This window comes from Peteryoungia rhizophila, from assembly GCF_004912145.1.
Lineage (GTDB): Bacteria > Pseudomonadota > Alphaproteobacteria > Rhizobiales > Rhizobiaceae > Allorhizobium > Allorhizobium rhizophilum.
In genome coordinates this window covers 269,310-286,892 of the sequence record NZ_STGT01000002.1, presented here as the reverse complement: position 1 = coordinate 286,892, position 17,583 = coordinate 269,310, and the positions used below count along the sequence as shown (strand labels likewise).

25 protein-coding genes are annotated in these 17,583 nt (G+C 61.0%); 11 read left to right on the top strand and 14 right to left on the bottom strand.

The window, feature by feature from the left end; genetic code table 11:
• Positions 1 to 101: 101 nt before the first annotated feature.
• Together E9677_RS07345 and E9677_RS07340 are read left to right on the top strand one after the other, a co-directional pair.
• Positions 102 to 836 (top strand): SDR family oxidoreductase, encoded by a 735-nt coding sequence (locus E9677_RS07345; protein ID WP_136557455.1) that lies wholly within the window; start codon positions 102 to 104, stop codon positions 834 to 836.
• A gap of 21 nt (positions 837 to 857) precedes the next feature.
• The gene (locus tag E9677_RS07340; RefSeq protein WP_136557454.1) at positions 858 to 1,700 is read left to right on the top strand and encodes a fumarylacetoacetate hydrolase family protein; all 843 of its coding nucleotides are present in this window, start codon (positions 858 to 860) and stop codon (positions 1,698 to 1,700) included.
• Between the two features lie 134 nt (positions 1,701 to 1,834).
• On the opposite strand, the gene E9677_RS07335 is transcribed toward E9677_RS07340, so the two are convergent.
• From E9677_RS07335 to E9677_RS07325, 3 genes are all read right to left on the bottom strand, one after another.
• The gene (locus E9677_RS07335) at positions 1,835 to 2,545 is read right to left on the bottom strand and encodes an outer membrane protein (RefSeq protein WP_136557453.1); all 711 of its coding nucleotides are present in this window, start codon (positions 2,543 to 2,545) and stop codon (positions 1,835 to 1,837) included.
• A 131-nt stretch (positions 2,546 to 2,676) separates the two neighbouring features.
• Positions 2,677 to 4,176 carry an NAD(P)(+) transhydrogenase (Re/Si-specific) subunit beta gene (locus E9677_RS07330; RefSeq protein WP_136557452.1) on the bottom strand — a complete coding sequence of 500 codons (1,500 nt, stop codon included), beginning with the start codon at positions 4,174 to 4,176 and terminating at the stop codon, positions 2,677 to 2,679.
• Positions 4,177 to 4,197: 21 nt separating this feature from the next.
• Positions 4,198 to 5,775, bottom strand: coding sequence for a Re/Si-specific NAD(P)(+) transhydrogenase subunit alpha (locus E9677_RS07325; protein WP_408014696.1), 1,578 nt, complete (start codon positions 5,773 to 5,775; stop codon positions 4,198 to 4,200).
• 251 nt (positions 5,776 to 6,026) lie between these two features.
• Between E9677_RS07325 and E9677_RS07320 the strand changes: the two genes are divergently transcribed.
• Positions 6,027 to 6,191: a DUF1328 domain-containing protein gene (locus E9677_RS07320; RefSeq protein WP_136557451.1), complete on the top strand. Its 165-nt coding sequence runs from the start codon at positions 6,027 to 6,029 to the stop codon at positions 6,189 to 6,191.
• Positions 6,192 to 6,265: 74 nt separating this feature from the next.
• Here E9677_RS07320 and E9677_RS07315 read toward each other — a convergent pair whose 3' ends face one another.
• Positions 6,266 to 7,021, bottom strand: coding sequence for a Crp/Fnr family transcriptional regulator (locus E9677_RS07315; protein WP_136557450.1), 756 nt, complete (start codon positions 7,019 to 7,021; stop codon positions 6,266 to 6,268).
• Positions 7,022 to 7,142: 121 nt separating this feature from the next.
• Here E9677_RS07315 and E9677_RS07310 point away from each other — a divergent pair, with 121 nt between their 5' ends.
• Entirely contained in the window at positions 7,143 to 7,541 is a 399-nt protein-coding gene (locus tag E9677_RS07310) for an ANTAR domain-containing protein (RefSeq protein WP_136557449.1), read from the top strand.
• Here the strand turns inward: E9677_RS07310 and E9677_RS07305 are convergent.
• Together E9677_RS07305 and E9677_RS07300 are read right to left on the bottom strand one after the other, a co-directional pair.
• Positions 7,509 to 8,075: an RNA polymerase sigma factor gene (locus E9677_RS07305; RefSeq protein ID WP_006724650.1), complete on the bottom strand. Its 567-nt coding sequence runs from the start codon at positions 8,073 to 8,075 to the stop codon at positions 7,509 to 7,511. The two genes, E9677_RS07310 and E9677_RS07305, sit on opposite strands and share 33 nt — an antisense overlap.
• A complete protein-coding gene (locus E9677_RS07300; protein WP_168801148.1) occupies positions 8,072 to 8,281 on the bottom strand; it encodes a NepR family anti-sigma factor in 210 nt (69 codons plus the stop codon). Before E9677_RS07300 ends, E9677_RS07305 begins: the two co-directional genes overlap by 4 nt.
• A 183-nt stretch (positions 8,282 to 8,464) precedes the next feature.
• On the opposite strand from E9677_RS07300, the gene E9677_RS07295 reads away from it, so the two are divergent.
• On the top strand, positions 8,465 to 8,629 hold the full coding sequence (locus tag E9677_RS07295) for a DUF1328 domain-containing protein (RefSeq protein ID WP_069043330.1): 165 nt from the start codon (positions 8,465 to 8,467) through the stop codon (positions 8,627 to 8,629).
• Between the two features lie 68 nt (positions 8,630 to 8,697).
• Here E9677_RS07295 and E9677_RS07290 read toward each other — a convergent pair whose 3' ends face one another.
• The 5 genes from E9677_RS07290 to E9677_RS07270 form a co-directional block, all read right to left on the bottom strand.
• The gene (locus E9677_RS07290; protein WP_136557447.1) at positions 8,698 to 8,889 is read right to left on the bottom strand and encodes a hypothetical protein; all 192 of its coding nucleotides are present in this window, start codon (positions 8,887 to 8,889) and stop codon (positions 8,698 to 8,700) included.
• Entirely contained in the window at positions 8,886 to 9,221 is a 336-nt protein-coding gene (locus E9677_RS07285) for a hypothetical protein (RefSeq protein WP_235882884.1), read from the bottom strand. The genes E9677_RS07290 and E9677_RS07285 overlap by 4 nt, the downstream gene beginning before the upstream one ends.
• A 79-nt stretch (positions 9,222 to 9,300) precedes the next feature.
• A complete protein-coding gene (locus E9677_RS07280) occupies positions 9,301 to 10,362 on the bottom strand; it encodes a zinc-binding metallopeptidase family protein (RefSeq protein WP_136557446.1) in 1,062 nt (353 codons plus the stop codon).
• Positions 10,363 to 10,408: 46 nt separating this feature from the next.
• Positions 10,409 to 11,398: a sensor histidine kinase gene (locus E9677_RS07275; RefSeq protein WP_168801147.1), complete on the bottom strand. Its 990-nt coding sequence runs from the start codon at positions 11,396 to 11,398 to the stop codon at positions 10,409 to 10,411.
• Positions 11,399 to 11,480: 82 nt separating this feature from the next.
• Entirely contained in the window at positions 11,481 to 12,275 is a 795-nt protein-coding gene (locus tag E9677_RS07270) for a response regulator (RefSeq protein WP_136557445.1), read from the bottom strand.
• A gap of 151 nt (positions 12,276 to 12,426) precedes the next feature.
• Between E9677_RS07270 and E9677_RS07265 the strand changes: the two genes are divergently transcribed.
• A complete protein-coding gene (locus tag E9677_RS07265; protein WP_136557444.1) occupies positions 12,427 to 12,618 on the top strand; it encodes a NepR family anti-sigma factor in 192 nt (63 codons plus the stop codon).
• A gap of 58 nt (positions 12,619 to 12,676) precedes the next feature.
• Here E9677_RS07265 and E9677_RS07260 read toward each other — a convergent pair whose 3' ends face one another.
• Both E9677_RS07260 and E9677_RS07255 read right to left on the bottom strand, forming a co-directional pair.
• Positions 12,677 to 13,126: a hypothetical protein gene (locus E9677_RS07260; protein WP_136557443.1), complete on the bottom strand. Its 450-nt coding sequence runs from the start codon at positions 13,124 to 13,126 to the stop codon at positions 12,677 to 12,679.
• Positions 13,127 to 13,128: 2 nt separating this feature from the next.
• Positions 13,129 to 13,482 (bottom strand): DUF883 family protein, encoded by a 354-nt coding sequence (locus E9677_RS07255; RefSeq protein WP_136557442.1) that lies wholly within the window; start codon positions 13,480 to 13,482, stop codon positions 13,129 to 13,131.
• Positions 13,483 to 13,701: 219 nt separating this feature from the next.
• On the opposite strand from E9677_RS07255, the gene E9677_RS07250 reads away from it, so the two are divergent.
• Positions 13,702 to 13,899: a CsbD family protein gene (locus tag E9677_RS07250; RefSeq protein ID WP_113375905.1), complete on the top strand. Its 198-nt coding sequence runs from the start codon at positions 13,702 to 13,704 to the stop codon at positions 13,897 to 13,899.
• 61 nt (positions 13,900 to 13,960) lie between these two features.
• On the opposite strand, the gene E9677_RS07245 is transcribed toward E9677_RS07250, so the two are convergent.
• On the bottom strand, positions 13,961 to 14,818 hold the full coding sequence (locus E9677_RS07245) for an aromatic ring-hydroxylating oxygenase subunit alpha (RefSeq protein ID WP_136557441.1): 858 nt from the start codon (positions 14,816 to 14,818) through the stop codon (positions 13,961 to 13,963).
• Between the two features lie 89 nt (positions 14,819 to 14,907).
• Between E9677_RS07245 and E9677_RS07240 the strand changes: the two genes are divergently transcribed.
• The 4 genes from E9677_RS07240 to E9677_RS07225 are packed head-to-tail and all read left to right on the top strand — an operon-like array spanning position 14,908 to position 17,526.
• Positions 14,908 to 15,216 carry a hypothetical protein gene (locus E9677_RS07240; protein ID WP_235882883.1) on the top strand — a complete coding sequence of 103 codons (309 nt, stop codon included), beginning with the start codon at positions 14,908 to 14,910 and terminating at the stop codon, positions 15,214 to 15,216.
• Positions 15,213 to 15,884 (top strand): Rieske (2Fe-2S) protein, encoded by a 672-nt coding sequence (locus E9677_RS07235; RefSeq protein ID WP_136557440.1) that lies wholly within the window; start codon positions 15,213 to 15,215, stop codon positions 15,882 to 15,884. Before E9677_RS07240 ends, E9677_RS07235 begins: the two co-directional genes overlap by 4 nt.
• On the top strand, positions 15,884 to 16,510 hold the full coding sequence (locus E9677_RS07230) for a glutathione S-transferase family protein (protein ID WP_136557439.1): 627 nt from the start codon (positions 15,884 to 15,886) through the stop codon (positions 16,508 to 16,510). The genes E9677_RS07235 and E9677_RS07230 overlap by 1 nt, the downstream gene beginning before the upstream one ends.
• Positions 16,511 to 16,569: 59 nt before the next feature.
• Positions 16,570 to 17,526, top strand: a complete 957-nt coding sequence (locus E9677_RS07225) for a D-2-hydroxyacid dehydrogenase (protein ID WP_136557438.1) — start codon at positions 16,570 to 16,572, stop codon at positions 17,524 to 17,526.
• Positions 17,527 to 17,583: the final 57 nt, after the last annotated feature.

The following is a 17,583-nucleotide window of genomic DNA, read 5'->3' as shown; positions in this document are numbered from 1 at the left end:
GACGTTCATGAATAAATGTTTTGCATATGAATGATGCTCGCATCGACTGCCGGATTATGCAAGGGTCGAGTGACGAGGGATCGGCTGGAGGAGCCAAGAGGATGTACCTGCCCCTTGATAAAAAACATGTGCTGGTAACCGCCGCCGGCCAAGGCATCGGCCGCGCAAGTGCCATCGCCTTCGCCCGCGCCGGTGCGACAGTCGTCGCGACCGATATCAACACCGAGGCCCTGGCGACGCTTGAGGGTGAAACCGGCATCGTCACCCGCCAGCTCGACGTCCTGAATGACGACGCGGTGAAGGCCGTGGTCGCCGAGACCGGCCCGTTCGACGTCCTGTTCAATTGCGCCGGCGTCGTGCATGGCGGTACCATCATGGACATGGCCGACAAGGATTTCGACTTCGCATTGAACCTGAATGTCCGCGCCATGATCCGGACAATCCGGGCCGTTTTGCCAGCCATGCTGGAGCGGGGCGACGGCTCGATCATCAACATGGCCTCGGTCGCGAGCTCGATCAAAGGCGTGCCGAACCGGTTCGCCTATACAGTGACCAAGGCGGCTGTCGTCGGCTTGACCAAATCGGTCGCAGCCGACTACGTCACGCAAGGGATCCGCTGCAACGCCATCTGCCCGGGCACGGTGGAAAGCCCCTCGCTCCAGGACCGTATGCGCGCTCAAGGCGATTACGACGCAGCCCGCGCTGCCTTCATCGCCCGCCAGCCCATGGGTCGGCTTGGCACCCCGGAAGAAATCGCCGACCTCGCCGTCTACATCGCCGGCGCCACCTATACATCGGGCCAGGCTTTCGCCATCGACGGCGGCTGGACCATCTGATTTTCGGAAAGGAAGAAGACCATGAAACTCATGCGCGTCGGCCCGCTCGGCCAGGAAAAGCCTGCGATCCTCGACAAGGACGGCAAGATCCGTGACCTCTCCGCCCATGTCGCCGATATCGGCGGTGCCGCCATCTCGCCGGACGGCCTGGTGAAGATCGCCGCCCTAGACCTGGCCTCGCTGCCGGAGCTCGCCGCAGACCGCATCGGCGCCTGCGTCGCCGGCACCGGCAAGTTCATCTGCATCGGCCTCAATTATTCCGACCACGCCGCCGAAACCGGCGCTGCCGTGCCGCCGGAACCGGTCATCTTCATGAAGGCGACCTCTGCCATCTGCGGCCCCAACGACGACGTTCTGATCCCGCGCGGCTCGGAAAAGACCGACTGGGAAGTCGAACTCGGCGTCGTCATCGGCAAGACGGCCAAGTATGTCTCGGAAGCCGATGCCATGGACTATGTCGCCGGCTACTGCGTCTCCCACGACGTCTCAGAACGTGCCTTCCAGACCGAACGCGCGGGACAGTGGACCAAGGGCAAGTCCTGCGACACCTTCGGCCCGATCGGCCCCTGGCTCGTCACCAAGGATGAGATCGCCGATCCGCAGAACCTCAAGATGTGGCTCTCGGTCAATGGCAAGATGATGCAGGACGGCTCGTCGAAGACCATGGTCTACGGCGTCGCCCACCTCGTTTCCTACCTCAGCCAGTTCATGAGCCTGCATCCCGGCGACGTCATCTCCACCGGCACGCCTCCGGGCGTTGGGCTGGGCATGAAGCCGCCGCAGTTCCTCAAGGCCGGCGACGTGGTCGAACTCGGCATCGAGGGACTGGGCACGCAGAAGCAGACGTTCAAAGCGGACGCCTGAATAGATCCGGTAGGATTGTTACTGACCCCGTCCTCGTGGCGGGGTTTTTCGTTTCCCGGCCATGAGCAAAAAAGCCGAGCGTCGACGCTCGGCTTTCTCGTTGCGTGCTTGTAGGATCCCTGCATGAGCGGAGATCAGAACCTGTAGTTCACACCAACCCGGAACAGATGGCTCGAAGGGTCCGACTTGTAGCTGTCGAGCGGGCTGACCGTGCTGAGCGGCGACGTGCGCGAACGATAGTCAGTGTAGAGATATTCGGCCTTGAAGCTGAGCGCTTCCGTCATCGCATATTCGGCGCCAACGCCGGCGACGTAGCCGAAGTAAGTCTGCTTGTCGTCCCCATCGATCGCACCGACGATCGGGTCGACGCCACCTTTGCCTTCGGCAACGGCGAGACCACCGGTCACGTAGAGCAGCGTCCGGTCCATGGCGACACCAATGCGCGCACGCGCGGTCCCCTGCCAGCCCAATTCATAGCGGCACGTCTGCGATGGAAAGCCTTCGCAGGCCTTGTCGCCCTTGATTTTCGCCCAGGAAACATCTGCTTCGACGCCGTAGACCATATTTCCGTTCTGGATGTTATAACCCGCCGTCACGCCGGCCATGCCACCGCGCAAGGGCGTTTCGGAAAACAGCGTCCCGGATCCGGTCTGCGTTTCGACTTCGCCGACCGCGCCGCCACCGACGACGCCGACATAACCGCCGCCCCAATCGTCAATGATATCCGCCACGGCGCTCTGTGGCGGCAGCGGTTGTGGTGCATCAGCGGAATTGAGGTCGGCCGCCGTCGCTGCCGTTGCAATGTACCCGGCAGACATACCGGCAAGAAAGAACTTGGTGCTCACGAAAACTCCTGCGGTCACACTGGCCACAATTCAAGTGGCATATGGTTAACGTCCGGTTTTCCCGGCAACCCATGGAAGAAGAAAAGCCGGGCACTACCACCCGGCTTTAAAACTCAGAACTGATCCGAAGCTTACTTGATCAACGGCAGAATGCTGTCGATCGACTTCTTCGCGTCACCGTAGAACATTCGCGTGTTCTCCTTGTAGAACAGCGGGTTCTCGATGCCCGAATAGCCGGTGCCCTGGCCGCGCTTGGAGACGAAGACCTGCTTCGCCTTCCAAACCTCGAGCACTGGCATCCCGGCGATGGGCGAGTTCGGGTCTTCCTGGGCGGCCGGGTTGACGATGTCGTTCGAGCCGATGACGATCGCCACATCCGTATTGGGGAAGTCCTCGTTGATCTCGTCCATTTCCAGGACGATATCGTAGGGCACCTTCGCTTCCGCAAGCAGCACGTTCATGTGGCCCGGCAGGCGACCGGCAACCGGATGGATGGCAAAACGCACGGTCTTGCCGGCGGCGCGCAGCTTGCGCGTCAGTTCCGAAACCGACTGCTGCGCCTGGGCGACTGCCATGCCGTAACCCGGGATGATGATGACCGAGTCCGCATCGTTGAGGGCATTGGCGACACCATCGCCGTCGATCGCGATCTGCTCACCGGTCACTTCCATCTGCGGTCCCGTCGTGCCGCCGAAGCCGCCGAGGATGACCGAGATGAAGCTGCGGTTCATCGCCTTGCACATGATGTAGGAGAGGATCGCACCGGACGAACCGACCAGCGCGCCGACGACGATCAGAAGATCGTTCGACAGCGAGAAGCCGATGGCCGCTGCAGCCCAGCCGGAATAGCTGTTCAGCATGGAAACGACGACCGGCATGTCGGCGCCGCCGATACCCATGATGAGGTGATAGCCGATGAACAGCGCCAGAAGCGTCATCAGGATCAGCGTCCAGCTGCCGGCGCCGTTGAAATAGAGCACAAGTAGGATCAGCGAACCGAGAGCGGCACCGGCATTCAGCATATGGCCGCCCGGCAGCTTGTTCGCCTTGCCGTCGACCTTGCCGGCGAGCTTGCCATAGGCGACGACCGAACCGGTGAAGGTGACCGCACCGATGAAGACGCCGAGGAAAACCTCGATCTTCAGAACGGCGATTTCAGCACCGGTCTTCTCGGCAATCTTCAGGGCAAAGCCGGCAAAGTCGCCGAACAGCGACGGCTGGCCAGCCTGGAGCGCGCAGGCAACGGCACTCAGCGGATCGCAAGCGGTCAGGCCGGCTTCCGTCAGCGTGCTGGCGATGCGCCACATCTCGATTTCGGCGTTGAATCCGATGAACACGGCTGCGAGACCGACCAGCGAATGCATGGCGGCGACGAGTTGCGGCATCTCCGTCATCTGCACGCGCTGGGCAACGACCCAGCCGATCCCGCCGCCGATGGCGATCATGACGACAGAGACGAACCAGTTGCCGGCACCGGGGCCGTAAAGCGTCGCGACGACTGCGAGCGCCATGCCGACGATGCCATACCAGACGGCGCGCTTGGCGCTTTCCTGGCCAGACAAGCCCCCGAGCGACAGGATGAAGAGAACGGCTGCGACGACATAGGCCGCTGTGGTGAATCCGTATTCCATGTGTGTGTCCCCTCCCCTAACTCAAGACTTCTGGAACATGGCGAGCATGCGCCGCGTCACCATGAAGCCACCGAAGATGTTGATGCCGGCCATCAGGACCGACAGCGCGGCGAGGATGATCACCAGGAAGTTGCCCGATCCGATCTGCATCAGGGCACCCAGAATGATGATCGAGGAGATGGCATTGGTGATCGCCATCAGCGGCGTGTGCAGCGAATGGCTAACATTCCAGATGACCTGGAAACCGACGAAGCAGGCGAGCACGAAGACGATGAAATGGCTCATGAAGCTGGCCGGCGCATAGAGACCCGCGAGCAGGATCAGCGCACCGCCACCGGCAAGCATCGCCACCTGGTTGCGGGTTTGCGTCTTGAAGGCGACGACTTCCTGGGCCCGCTTCTCCTCGGGCGTCAGCTCCTTCACCTTTTCCTTGGGCTTGGCAGCCGCGATCGCCTGGATCTTTGGCGGGGGTGGCGGGAAGGTGATCTCGCCGTCCTTGGTGACCGTAGCACCACGGATGACGTCGTCTTCCATGTTGTGCACCGGCACGCCGTCCTTGGCCGGCGTGAGATCCGTCATCATGTGTCGGATATTGGTCGAGTAGAGCGTTGAGGCCTGGGCGGCCATGCGGCTCGGAAAGTCGGTGTAGCCGACGATGGTGACGCCATTGTCGGAAACGATCTTCTGATCGGGTACCGTCAGGTCGCAATTGCCACCGCGCTCGGCGGCAAGGTCGATGACTACGGAGCCGGGCTTCATGGCGGCGACCATGTCGGCGAGCCACAGCTTCGGCGCATCGCGACCGGGAATCAGCGCCGTGGTGATGACGATATCGATCTCGGGCGCCAGTTCGCGGAACTTCGCCAGTTGCTTCTCGCGGAATTCCGGAGACGAAGGAGCGGCATACCCCCCGGTCGCAGCGCCATCCTGCGCGGCTTCGAATTCGAGATAGACGAATTGTGCGCCCATGCTCTCGATCTGTTCGGCCACTTCAGGACGCACGTCGAAGGCATAGGTGATGGCCCCGAGCGAGGTCGCCGTGCCGATCGCGGCAAGACCGGCGACGCCGGCTCCAATCACCAGCACCTTGGCCGGCGGCACCTTGCCGGCAGCCGTCACCTGTCCGGTAAAGAACCGACCGAAATTGTTGCCGGCCTCGATGACAGCGCGGTAGCCGGCGATATTGGCCATCGACGACAGCGCATCCATCTTCTGGGCGCGCGAGATACGCGGCACCATGTCCATGGCAACGACAGTCGCACCCTTGTCCTTCGCCTGCTCGAGCAGGACAGGATTCTGGGCGGGATAGAAGAAGGAGATCAGCGTCTTGCCGGGGCCGAGGCGATCCACCTCCGAACTCTCCGGCGGACGCACCTTGGCGATGATGTCGGCCGTTTCGAAGAGGGCGGCGGCCGTATCCACAACCGTCACACCGGCGGCACGATAGGCATCGTCCGACAAACCCGCGGCCTTGCCGGCACCGCTCTCGATGACGCAGTCATAGCCGAGCTTCTGCAACTGGGTGGCGCTATCAGGCGTCATCGCGACGCGCGCCTCACCGGCATAGATCTCCCTTGGCGATCCGATCTTCAATCCCATCTCCCAAACTCCGTTCGAACGGGTTCAACCACTGTCCCCCGCCTTAAAGTCGAAGGACACTCCGATCGCGGACACGAACAGAAGTAAGGGCCCCTGTCTAGTCCAGCAGGCAAAACATGTGACGGTTTTCGCCAGGGGAGCGAGGGCTTAAACCGATTTTTGTTGCAGCGCACACAAGCTTCCAGAAGGAGCGGAGATGGAACAATTCGATCCGCTTCCTGTTGTCAGATGGAACAACAAGGGAGACACACATGCTGCAATGGATCCTGATCCTTCTTCTCATCGCCGCAGTCGCGAGCCTTCTCGGCTTCCGCGGTGTGGCCGGTGCTTCCGTCGGCATTGCCAAGATCCTGATCTTCATCGTCCTGATCGTCATGATCATCGCGCTGTTTACCGGCGTGCTCATCGTCGCCTGACATCGCTCGGATAGACAGCAAAAAGCTTGCGACGCCCTTGGCGTCGCAGGCTTTTGTGTTCGAGAAGATCTGGCTCAGATAAAAGGTCTGACGCGCGTTTCTTCCGGTTTCCATTCGGCGATGTCCTGAAGTCCCTCGGGATCCAGAACGTCACAGCCGCGATCGCGCCACCGGATCAGGCCACGATCAGCGAGCTTCTTCAGCGTCTTGTTGGTGTGTACGATGGAGAGGCCGAGCGTATCGGCAAAGTGCATCTGGGTCACCGGAACATGCCGCTGATTGTCCCCCAGAATGCCGGCGCTCATTCCACGGTCGAACAGGAATGCCAACAGATATGATGCCCGTTCGAGTGCCGAACGACGGCCGATGCTGAGCAGATGCTCATCGAGAATGGATTCTTCGCGTGCTGCGAGCCATGTCAGATCGAAGCTGAGCCCCGGATGGAGCTCGAACAGCGAAAACAGCCGGCTGCGTTCGAAGACGCATAGCGTCATCGGCGTCAACGCTTCGACCGAGTGCTGCATCTCTGCCATGACGGCCCCCTGCAGACCCACCATGTCGCCCGGCACAAGATAGTTCAGGATCTGCCTGCGCCCATCCTCCAGGATCTTGTAGCGAAAGCCCCAGCCCGACAGCACGGAGTAGAGATGGGCGCTACGGGCGCCTTCGACGAGCACAGTGGTGCCGGGATCTGCGAGCAGTTCCCCGCGCTTGAAGGTGGAGACGAATTCGAGCTCCGAGTCGGAGAAGGGCCGGAACCGTTTCATGTGTCGCAGCGGACACTCGTAGCAACTGACCCTTATCGGATTTTGGCGCGGTTCGATTGCCATTGGATCACCTCGTTTGCCTGCCACTGTGTTCCCTATGGAACATCCAAGCTTCGATATGTCTTTTTTAAATGACGCTGATCAGGGGGAGCCTCATAAAGCGCCCCTGACAAAAGGAAAGTTCATGAGCTCAGCGCCGCTCCGTGTTCTCGTTGCCGAGAACCAGTATCTGATCGCCATGGAGGTGGAGCGGCTGCTTGGCGAGACCTTGCCATGCGAGGTGACGATCACCCCATTGGCGCAACTTCGCGGAACACTGGCGGCTGGAATGTTCGATGTGGTGATTGTCGAAGCCGCCCTGACGGAATCCCAGAACCTTGAGCGGGCGCTCGCAATTACGCAGGCGGGGGCGAGACCTGTGTTTCTGTCTTCCTACGATCACCCTGCAGTCAAGGGCACAGTGGCCTCGGTCCATCCAATCGTGGCCAAGCCGCCGCAATCCGATGAACTGGCTGCGGCGGTCTTGAAAGCATCTCATCGTCATAGCCAATCAGACGGCGAAGGCCTTCTTGATGACGGCTGAGCTGTGGGCATCCGGGCCATAATCGCCCTCGCCGCTTACGCCCAGGATTTCCTGCAGCTTGTTACGCGCACGGTTGATGCGACTTTTAATCGTGCCGACGGCACAACCGCAGATCTCGGCCGCCTCTTCATAGGCAAAACCTGATGCACCCACGAGGATGATGGCTTCACGCTGATCACTCGGCAACTGGTCGAGAGCACGCTTGAAGTCCTGCAGATCGAGCGAACCATATTGCTGCGGATGCGTTGACAGCTGCGAGGTGAAAATGCCGTCAGTGTCGGACACTTCACGACCGCGCTTGCGCATCTGCGAATAAAACTCGTTGCGCAGGATGGTAAAGAGCCAAGCCTTCATGTTCGTGCCGGGTTCAAAATGGTCCTGCTTGGCCCAGGCCTTCATGATCGTGTCCTGCACCAGATCATCCGCCACATGGTGCCGACCGGTCAGGGATACGGCAAAGGCGCGAAGGTTCGGCAGCGCTGCCAGAAGGTCGCGCTTGAAGGAGTGGTCAGTCGACTTGTCGCCAACAGTCATCGAGCAGTGTCCTTGATTCGGTTACCTTCGCCGGCCTGGCGCTCAGCCATGTCCAGCCGCTCGAGAAGCTGGAGAAACCGTTCCGGTATCCCCTCTTCCTGCACCGATTGATAGTAGTCGCGCAATTGCGCAGAGACGCCTGGAGGAAAAGCCGCCATTCCAGGCAGGCCGTTCGAGACAGGCGTTTTCTTCGAATGTTCTGTCATTGGGTCCAACGGGTTCCATAGAGTGTCGCCTGACAACGCCTCGGAGCCGATAAGGTTCCAGGGCGTAGATCATTTTTCCGAGCGAGATCCGTCACTTGCCGTCAGGCTCGCGAAACCGTGAAGGAAATGGAACAAAGTCTGATAATCGACGTTCTTCCGGCATCGAAACAGGGAGAATTCAACATGCTCTACTACGCCCTCGTCTTTCTCGTTGTCGCTCTGATCGCCGGTGTTCTCGGCTTCGGCGGCATTGCAGGCGCCTCCGCCGGCATCGCAAAAATCCTCTTCGGCATCTTCATCATCCTGTTCCTGATCTCTCTCGCCATGCGCCTGTTCCGGCAGGCCTGATCGCAAGCTGGATCAAAAACGAGGCCGTGCCCCGAGGGGCGCGGCCTCTTTTTTTCAATAACGCCGATTCAAATGATGATCCAAATCACGGCGGCAACCATCAGGACCAGGATGACACCGAGCGTCGTGACCGTAAAGGCGCCATAGCGGGGCGGCACCTGGGATTCGAGATCCTGGTCAAGCCCGGCCTCTTGCGCGATGTGACGGTTCTGCGCATCGATCCGAGAAGCGTCCGGGGTTGGCGAAACAGGTGAAGTCATCGCATTGCTCCATACCGGTCAGCGGGAATGGGTGGCACCAAGGCCTGGGCTTCGGTCGGGCCCGCCGTGTTGACGGGACTGTCGAGGACAGCAAGCTTCTCAGGGTTGATGGTTTGGCGAATGTTGCGGCCCGCAACCAGATCGGCGGCAACGGGGAAGCAGTCGCCGTAGATCACATCAGTCATGGCCTTGGCGCGCTGAAGTTCTTTCGGCAGCGCCTGATAGCAAGCATCGTCCGTATCGTAAGAAATAACCGCAACCGGATCCTGCAGACAGCTCGTGTCTTGCGGATGACAGGCCACAATGACCAGAAGGGCAGCCATACTGTTCATGATCGGTCTCCGTGTTACTCAAACGTTAACGCAGAGACTTGACAGAGGTTCCGATAGCACCCCAGCGCCGGCAGAAAGCTCAGGAGTGGATGAGGGCGTGAATGAACCGCAGCTTGTCGAAAACGGGTTCGGACAAGACGAAAGGGTAGAGATCCGGCTGGCCCATGCTGCGATTGATGCTGTTGATCGCGAGTGTCAATGGCACCCAGGCGCGGATAAGAGCCTCTGCCCTCTCGACAGTATAGCTGTCGAAGGTCCGCTTGAGTTCGATCTCCGGCATATCGGCTTCGACATCGGGATTGGTTCTGAGCCCGAAGGCATCAGCGGTGTCCAGTGCATCGACGATATGGAAGTAATGGGCAAATGTTTCCGCGAAATCTTCCCACGGATGACTTGCCGCATAAGCGGAAATGAAGTTGCTCTCCCAGCCGAGGGGTGGCCCTTCCGCATAGTGACGCTTCAGCGCTGCACCATAATCCTGGCGTTCGTCGCCGAACACCGCGCGGCAGGCATCGAAGGCGCCCCGATCGCGAACGAGGACGTTCCAGTAATAATGCGCCACCTCATGCCGGAAGTGGCCCAGCAACGTGCGAAACGGCTCACCCAGCGCCACGCGCCGTGCTTCCCGCTCGGCATCGGACGCCTCCGCGATGTTGAGCGTGATCAGGCCCTCTGCATGACCAGTCAGCACCGGCCCCTCTCCGCCGACCTCGGCGTCATCGGCCAGAAATTCGAAGCCGAGCCCATTTTCGGGGGCTTCGGTTCGCGTGGCAAGCGGCAGCTTGAAGCGCAGGAGTGAGTAGAACAGGCCGCGCTTGGCGAGTTCGATCTTCTGCCAGTTCTGCAGATTTTCATGGATGGAGAGATCCGGAATGGTCACATTGTGCCGGCAAGCGACACAGAAGCCGCTGCCGTCGCCATCATCGACCAGCCAGTTGCATCCCCCGAGCGCAGCATTGGCGCACGGGCTGACGGGCGCTGGAAGGATTTGCCCCCGTTCCAGCACATGCGTGCCCGACACTTCCAGCGCCACCATGTCGAGTGACGCCGGGCGGAAAGCAAGCCGCGCACCGCAGGTGACGCAGCCGTCGTTTTCGAAATGCACGACATTGGCGCAGTTGCTGCAACTGAACAGGCGCATGGACTCGTCTTCTTTCAGGTAGACGCCGGACCGGGCGCGAGCGGAATTAGTCGAACATTTCGAGCGGGAAACGCAGTTCGTAACGCACACGCCCATCGCTCAGTTCATGCTTGGCCTCACCATTGACCGAGGCTGGCACGACACGTTCCAGAACGGTGCTCCCGAAACGCGCCGCCTTGGAGTCTTCATCACCGCGTGGCGTGAAGGGCTCGGTCCAGAGGATCAACACCGAAGGACCCTCCGCCGTCTGGATCTTTTCGCAGGAAACCTCGATGGGCTGACGCCGTTGCAAGAATTCCCCGTGACTGACGGCATTCACCACGAGCTCGTGAAGGGCCAGCCCGATATGCAGCGAAGCGTTCGGGGTCAGCAGCACGTCATCGCCTGAAACCTTTACGAGATCCGCGTTCTCCTGGACGTAGCGATCAACCTGCTGCTTGAGAAGGTCGCGGAAATAGGCTCCACGCCAACTGGAATCGGTGATCAGATCCTGCGACTGCGAAAGCGCATGCAGCCTTCCGCGGAACTTGCCGAGGAACATGTCGAGCGTCCCCGAATACCGCGCCGTTTGCGAAGCGATGCTCTGGATGATCGCGAGCAGGTTCTTCGATCGGTGACTGACCTCGCGCAACAGAGCACGCAAAAGCCTCTCGCGGCGACGGTCCTCGGTGCGGTCGATCACCACGGTGATGAGGTGCAGGTCGTGATCCGTCATTTCAACCATGCGACAACGGAACTCGAAGAAGGTGTCGTCACCTGCCTCGATTTCCAATTCCGCCCGGTCCCCCGACTTCACCAGCCCAGACTTCAAATCGGCCAGTTTCTGGCCGATCTCAGGTCCGAAGACAGAGCTGTCGGAAGGAACCGTACCGGGCGGCATGCGCCAACGGGCCGGCAATGAAGTGATGCACACATATGTTCCGTCCTTATCCTGAAGGATAAGGCTGGCGCCCATGTCGATGAGCGCGGTTATGAAGAACTCCCGCAGCTGCTCGTCGCCGCGCTGAGGTTCAAACCATGTCAGTCGATGTACCAAGTGTCCTGCTCCGCCGTCGTTCGGCTTGTTGGCCCGGCGGGCAGCATGGCGCTGCAACCTCGCCCATCATCCTCGTTTAAAACTATGCCTGCTCTGCCACACGCTCATTGAAGAACAGTGCCTGGCTGATCAGGGCCTTTACCATGTCGGGGTTGAAAGGCTTGGTGACGAGGAAGGCGGGCTCAGGTCGTTCTCCGGTCAACAGACGCTCCGGGAAGGCCGTGATGAAGATAACCGGGATCGTGTCGACCTTGAGGATGTCGTTGACCGCATCGATACCCGACGAGCCATCTGCAAGCTGAATGTCGGCCAGCACCATCTTCGGGCTAGTGCGCTTGTAGAGATCGACGGCCTCGGCATGCGTACGGGCGATGCCGGTCACGCGATGGCCCAGATCCTCGACCATCTGCTCGATGTCGAGTGCAATCAGCGGCTCGTCCTCGATGATCATGATATCGGTCGCGACCTGCCGCGAGATCTCCATCGATGCTTCGTTGAACAGGGCGTTGAACTCGCTGTCACCGACACTGAGAATGGCGGCGGCCTCGGTCGTCGAAAAACCTTCGACGGTGATCAGAAGGAAAGCGTGACGCGCACGGGTCGGCACGGATGCGAGGTTTGCCGCAGCTCGCTTTTCCCAGGCAAACGGCGAGGTGATCTGCGGAAGCTCCACCTTGGTGGAATCGTAGATGGTCACGAACAGCTTGTAGAGTGCTACGCGATCATCCCCCGTGTCCGGAAAGATCGAGATGTCGGCGATGAGAGCTTCCAGAACGGCAGCGACATAGGCATCTCCGGATGTCTGCGAGCCGGTGACGGCGCGCGCATATCGCCTCAGATAGGGAAGGTGGACAGCGACGCGGGCAGTAAGGGACATGCAGTTCTCCAATCGATATGGAACAAGGTGCGGACTCGGGTGAAAACGTGGAGCCTGGAAAAAAGTTCCGGCCCTGTGGAACTTTTTTGCATCCGAAACCTTATAAGCGTAATTCTCACCCGGCCTAGAAAAACAATGGAACTGGATGAACATGGCTGAAGGCCCTGCGGACAAGTCGGCGAAATCGAAAAAGCCCTCCGAAGCACAACGCCAGAACGCCAATGCGATGATCGCTTCGAAGCTGCGTGGCTATTACGACGGCATCATCGACGAGGGCACGCCGTCCCACCTGCTTGACCTCCTGGAACGACTGCACGACGCGGAATCCAAGGCGAAGAAATAGGCACTCGGCCGAAAACGGCCAGAGACCTCCGCCACTGGCCGCACAGGATTTAACTCCCCTAGTCGTCACGCCCGTCCCGACCGACACCCTGCATCTTCGCAACCCCGAAGACCAGCGCGGCAATTGCCGCCGTTGTCAGCAAGGACCGCCCCTTCATCATTGCAGGAACGCCCGCGAGCAATTGCAATGTCATGGGATCTGGCAGCTGCGACTTCGCCGCACGGCGACGTGCCTCCATGCGCCGTTCGGTCGCCTTGTTCATGACCTGGATCACGAGAATGACGATCACGCCACACACAGCGGTCAGACCTGCAATGACCAGCGCCGCATAGATCGCGCCGAGCTCGCTGGACAGGTAGAAGCCGAGCGCCAACAACAGAGCCACATAGGCGGTGAGCGCCAGAACACCGACAATTGCGCCCCCGATGAGGGAGCGCGTGATGCGGGTGGCGGTGGGCTGCACCCTGCCGAAGGCGAGGATGCCGAGTTGCCTGAAGAGTGGGAACATGATTAGCGCCGGGTGATCAATGCGAGCACGTAACCGACACCCGCCGCGATGGCGAGCGACTGGAACGGGCGCTGATGCACATAGGCTTCCAACTCCTCCTCGACATTCGCGATGCCTTCACGGGCGCTGTCGACATACTGCTGCGATGTCTCGCCTGCCTGACGAATCTTGCTGCTGCCGAAGGAGGCAACCGTCTGCGTTAGCGCGGCGATATCGCGGCGAAGAGCTTCCAGATCGGCCTGAATGTCATCCGTGGTAGCGCCGCCGACGGAATCGGCCTTCGCTTCGATCCGGTCGGCAAGATCGTTCGCCGTGTCTTCGATCTTGTTAGTGGAGGCGCTCGGTATCTGGGCCATGGGTATGTCCTTCGTTCGTTCAATCGATTGCTGTTCCCGACAGAAACGCCGAGCGGGGGTGAGTGTTCCAATGATCCCCGAGATTATGTCACCAGCAATGTCGGAGACACTTTCGGGTCCTCGCCGCTCGAAGAAACGACGGAACTTCTCCGCTGAGACGACGTTTTCTGCCCCGAGGACATCACGCCTCGACATTTCACCAGACACGGGAGAACACCGATGAATTGGAACCAGATCGAAGGCAATTGGGAGCAGTTCAAGGGCAAGGCCCAGACCCAGTGGGGCAAGTTGACAGGTGACGATCTCGACGTCATCGCCGGCAAGCGCAAGGAACTCTCCGGCAAGATTCAGGCTGCCTACGGCAAGACCCAGGAAGAAGCCGATCGTGAGATCGACGACTGGATGACCCGCAACTAAGACAGCCAGGTTTTACGATGCCGGAAACCCGGAAGCCCCCGCTTCCGGGTTTTTTGTTGCCTCAGGCGGCGACTGTCGTCGCCCCGTAAGTCACACCCTTTTCCTTCAGCCAGCGGCGATAGGCGATGGACGAGGCATCCGCCCGCGTCGGCACTTCCTTGCGCGGCTCGAGCGGCAGAAGCACCGGCCGCTGGTTTTCCAGAATGATCCGGTCCTGCAGAAAGATCATCTGCTGGAAATGGATGAGCTCCGTCGTCGTCGAGACATCGTCGATCAGATACATGATCGGATGCGCCCGGCAGCGGCCCGGATCAAGCGGTTGGACGAAGAGCCCGATGACATCCCAACGGTTGGTGGCGTTGGGACATGTCTTGTAGAGGATCGTCGTGAACGGCGTCATCACCCGGTACATGTATTGCGTGGTGATGCCGTCGGATGCGGACAGAGCCGCCTGCGGCTGGAAGAATGTGCAATTCGTCGCCCAGACCTCGTCTTCCTCGCGCCTGATCTCGACATCGTAGCTCTGCACTTCCGTATGCGGCTCCGCACCCAGAACATCGGTATGCACGAAGGGGAAATGCGCCATGTCGAGAAAGTTCTCGACAATCCTGAGGCCGGACGCCTTCACAGTCACGACGCCACAGGGGACGTAGCGTCGGTCAGGCTCGTCAGCCTCCGGCAGCGGAAAGATCTCGCGCTCGGGCTGGCCGAGCGTCGCCCAGAGAAAGCCGAAGCGATGGCGAAGCGCCAGCGGCTCAGCCCGCCCCTCAGCAAAGACCTCGATCGCCCCATCCGCCTGTTTGACGACGGTGAGATCCGTCCCGAGCAAGCGGTTCTGCGATCGGCCGACCGGGATCACCGCCTCGGTATCGAGCACATACCACTGATCAAGGGACGCCTTGTCGATACCGTTCTGCATAGTCTGTCTTTCCTCTGGAGCACGGGAGAAACCACTTGAACCCCCATCTCGTCGCCCGCTAGATTGCCCAAAAATTAGAGCGCGCACAATTGCAAGGCAACACTGATCCCCATCCGATGACGGCAAAGGCCGACCATTCGACCGTTGGCTTCACCTTTTCCGGGAGGCTGGAGCCGGCTGGCTTCATCGCCTTTGCCGAACATCGCGCGGCACGGCTATCGCTCGGGCTCACGATTGCCGCCTGCGACCACGATCGCTGTCGCCTGACACTCTCGGGACCGGAAGCCCTGATCGATGCCTTCGAAATGGCGGTCAGCCTTGGCCCCTATGACAGCATCGTGCTCGACGTGACGAGATTTCCAACCGACGAAGACCTGCCCGCAAAGGCCGCATCATGACATCAGCCTCTCCCTGGATCCCCGTTGCCCTCTCCGCCGACATCGAAGCCGGAACCTCTGCCGGAACGCTCGTCAACGGCGAGGAGCGTGTTGTCTGGCGCGACGACAAGGGCGAGGCCCATGTCTGGGAGGATCGCTGTCCGCATCGCGGCATGCGCATGAGCTTCGGCTTCGTGCGCGGCGACCATATCGCCTGCCTCTATCACGGCTGGCGCTACGATACCGGCGGCCAGTGTCGCTACATTCCGGCACACCCCGATCTCGAGGTGCCCCAGACCATCAAGGTGCCAACCTTTGCCGCAACCGAACGCGCCGGGATCGTCTGGATGGCGCCGGAAGGGGCTGATGCAGCGGACCTCTCGACACTTGCCGAGACCGCCGAAGCAGTTCGCAGCCTTTTCCTCGACCTGCCGACGAATGCGGCTCTGCTGGCGGTGACCGCAGCCCCACCCGAGGGTTACAGGCCGCTCCCGAGCGAGACCGGCACAGTGACTTTCGAAGGTTACGACGTGGCTGTCCTGATCGCAGCCCAGCCCCGCAACGCCGGCCGGACGGCCTTGCACATCACGGTGAGCGGCAACACCTCCGCCGCCATCCGCCGCGACCTGATTCTCTGGGCCACGGACCTGCGCAATCGCGTTGAATCCCAGATGGTGGAGGCCGCGTGATGATCAGACTTTACGACTACCACCTCGACGAAAACGGTTTCCGCGTCCGCCTTCTCCTCTCCATGCTCGGCCTCTCCTTCGAGACAGTTGCCGTCGACAAGGCACCGGGCCGCGAGCAGGAAAAGCCGCATATGCTGGCGCTCAATCCGACTGGCACGCTGCCGATCCTTGAAGATGGCAACGTCAGGCTTTTCGGCACCGCCGCCATCCTGGCCTATCTCGTTCGCGCCCAAGCGCCTGATAGCCCCTGGCTGCCTGCCGATCCCGGCGACTTCGGACGCGTCCAGCAATGGCTGGGCTTTTCCGGCCGCGAGCTGAAGCCCGCCGTGGACGCGCGCGAGGCCGCCCTCTTCACCTCCGAAGGGGCAAGCGAGGCCGACCTCAAGGCCGCCCGCAAAGCCTTCCGCATCATGGAAGACCACATGACGCTCCGGCAGATCGAAGGCTCGGACTGGTTCGTTGGCGGCACCCCGACGCTGGCCGACTTGGCACTCCTGCCGAGCTTTGCCCTCTCGCGCGACTGCGGCATCGACCACGACGAATACCCGGCGCTTCGCCGCTGGCTGCGCCGCTTCCGCGCGCTTCCGGGCTTCACCACCATGCCGGGCGTACCGGATTACCATTGACCTGCCTTGCTGGCCGAAAGCCGCTCGGCTAGGTCGATGACAACGCAGGGAGGTCCTCCATGATCCGTATCGTCTTTCTCGACCGCGACACGCTGTCGCCGGAAACCGTGGTCCGCGCGCCCTCCGTGCCGCATGAGATGGTAGTCCATGCCCGAACCGAACCGCATGAAGTGGCTGAGCGCATCCGCGACGCCGATGTCGTGATCACCAACAAGGCCCCTGTCCGCGCCGAGGCAATTGCCGGCGCCACAAAACTCAAGCTGATCGCCGTCTCCGCCACCGGCACCGATATCGTCGATCTCGCGGAAGCCAGGGCGCGTGGCATCGCCGTCTGCAATATCAGGAATTACGCCAAACACACGGTGCCTGAACACACCTTCGCCCTGATGCTGGCGCTGCGCCGCTCGATCCTGCCCTATCGCCAGTCGGTGATCGAAGGACGCTGGCAGCAGGCCGCACAATTCTGCTATTTCGATTATCCGATTTCAGACCTCGGCGGCTCGACGCTCGGCATCATCGGCCATGGCACGCTTGGCCAGTCGGTGGGCAAGATCGCCGAGGCCTTCGGCATGACCGTGCTCGCCGCCGGCCGACGCGGCGCAACCGAGCTGAAGCCCGGGCAAACGGCGTTCGACGAGGTCATGAAGCGTTCTGACGTGATCACGCTCCACTGCCCGCTGACGCCGGAAACGCGCGGCGTGATCGGTGCCCGGGAATTCGCGCTGATGGAACGCCGGCCGCTTCTCATCAACACCGGTCGCGGCGGCCTCGTCGACGAACTGGCGCTGGAAAAGGCGCTCGACGCCGGCCAGATCGCCGGCGCCGGCTTCGACGTGACCGATGGCGAACCGCCCGCCCCCGACAGCCCGATGATGCGCATCGCAGCCAGAGACAACGTCATCCTCACGCCACATGTCGCCTGGGCGAGCCGGGAGGCGATCCAGGCGCTGGCCGACCAGCTGATCGAGAATATCGAGCTCTTCCTGGCAGGCACCCCGCGCAATCTCGTGACCTGATCCGACCATCGGCGCACTTGCCCTTTCTCAGCGACGCATATCTAACTCTCTCAAAAT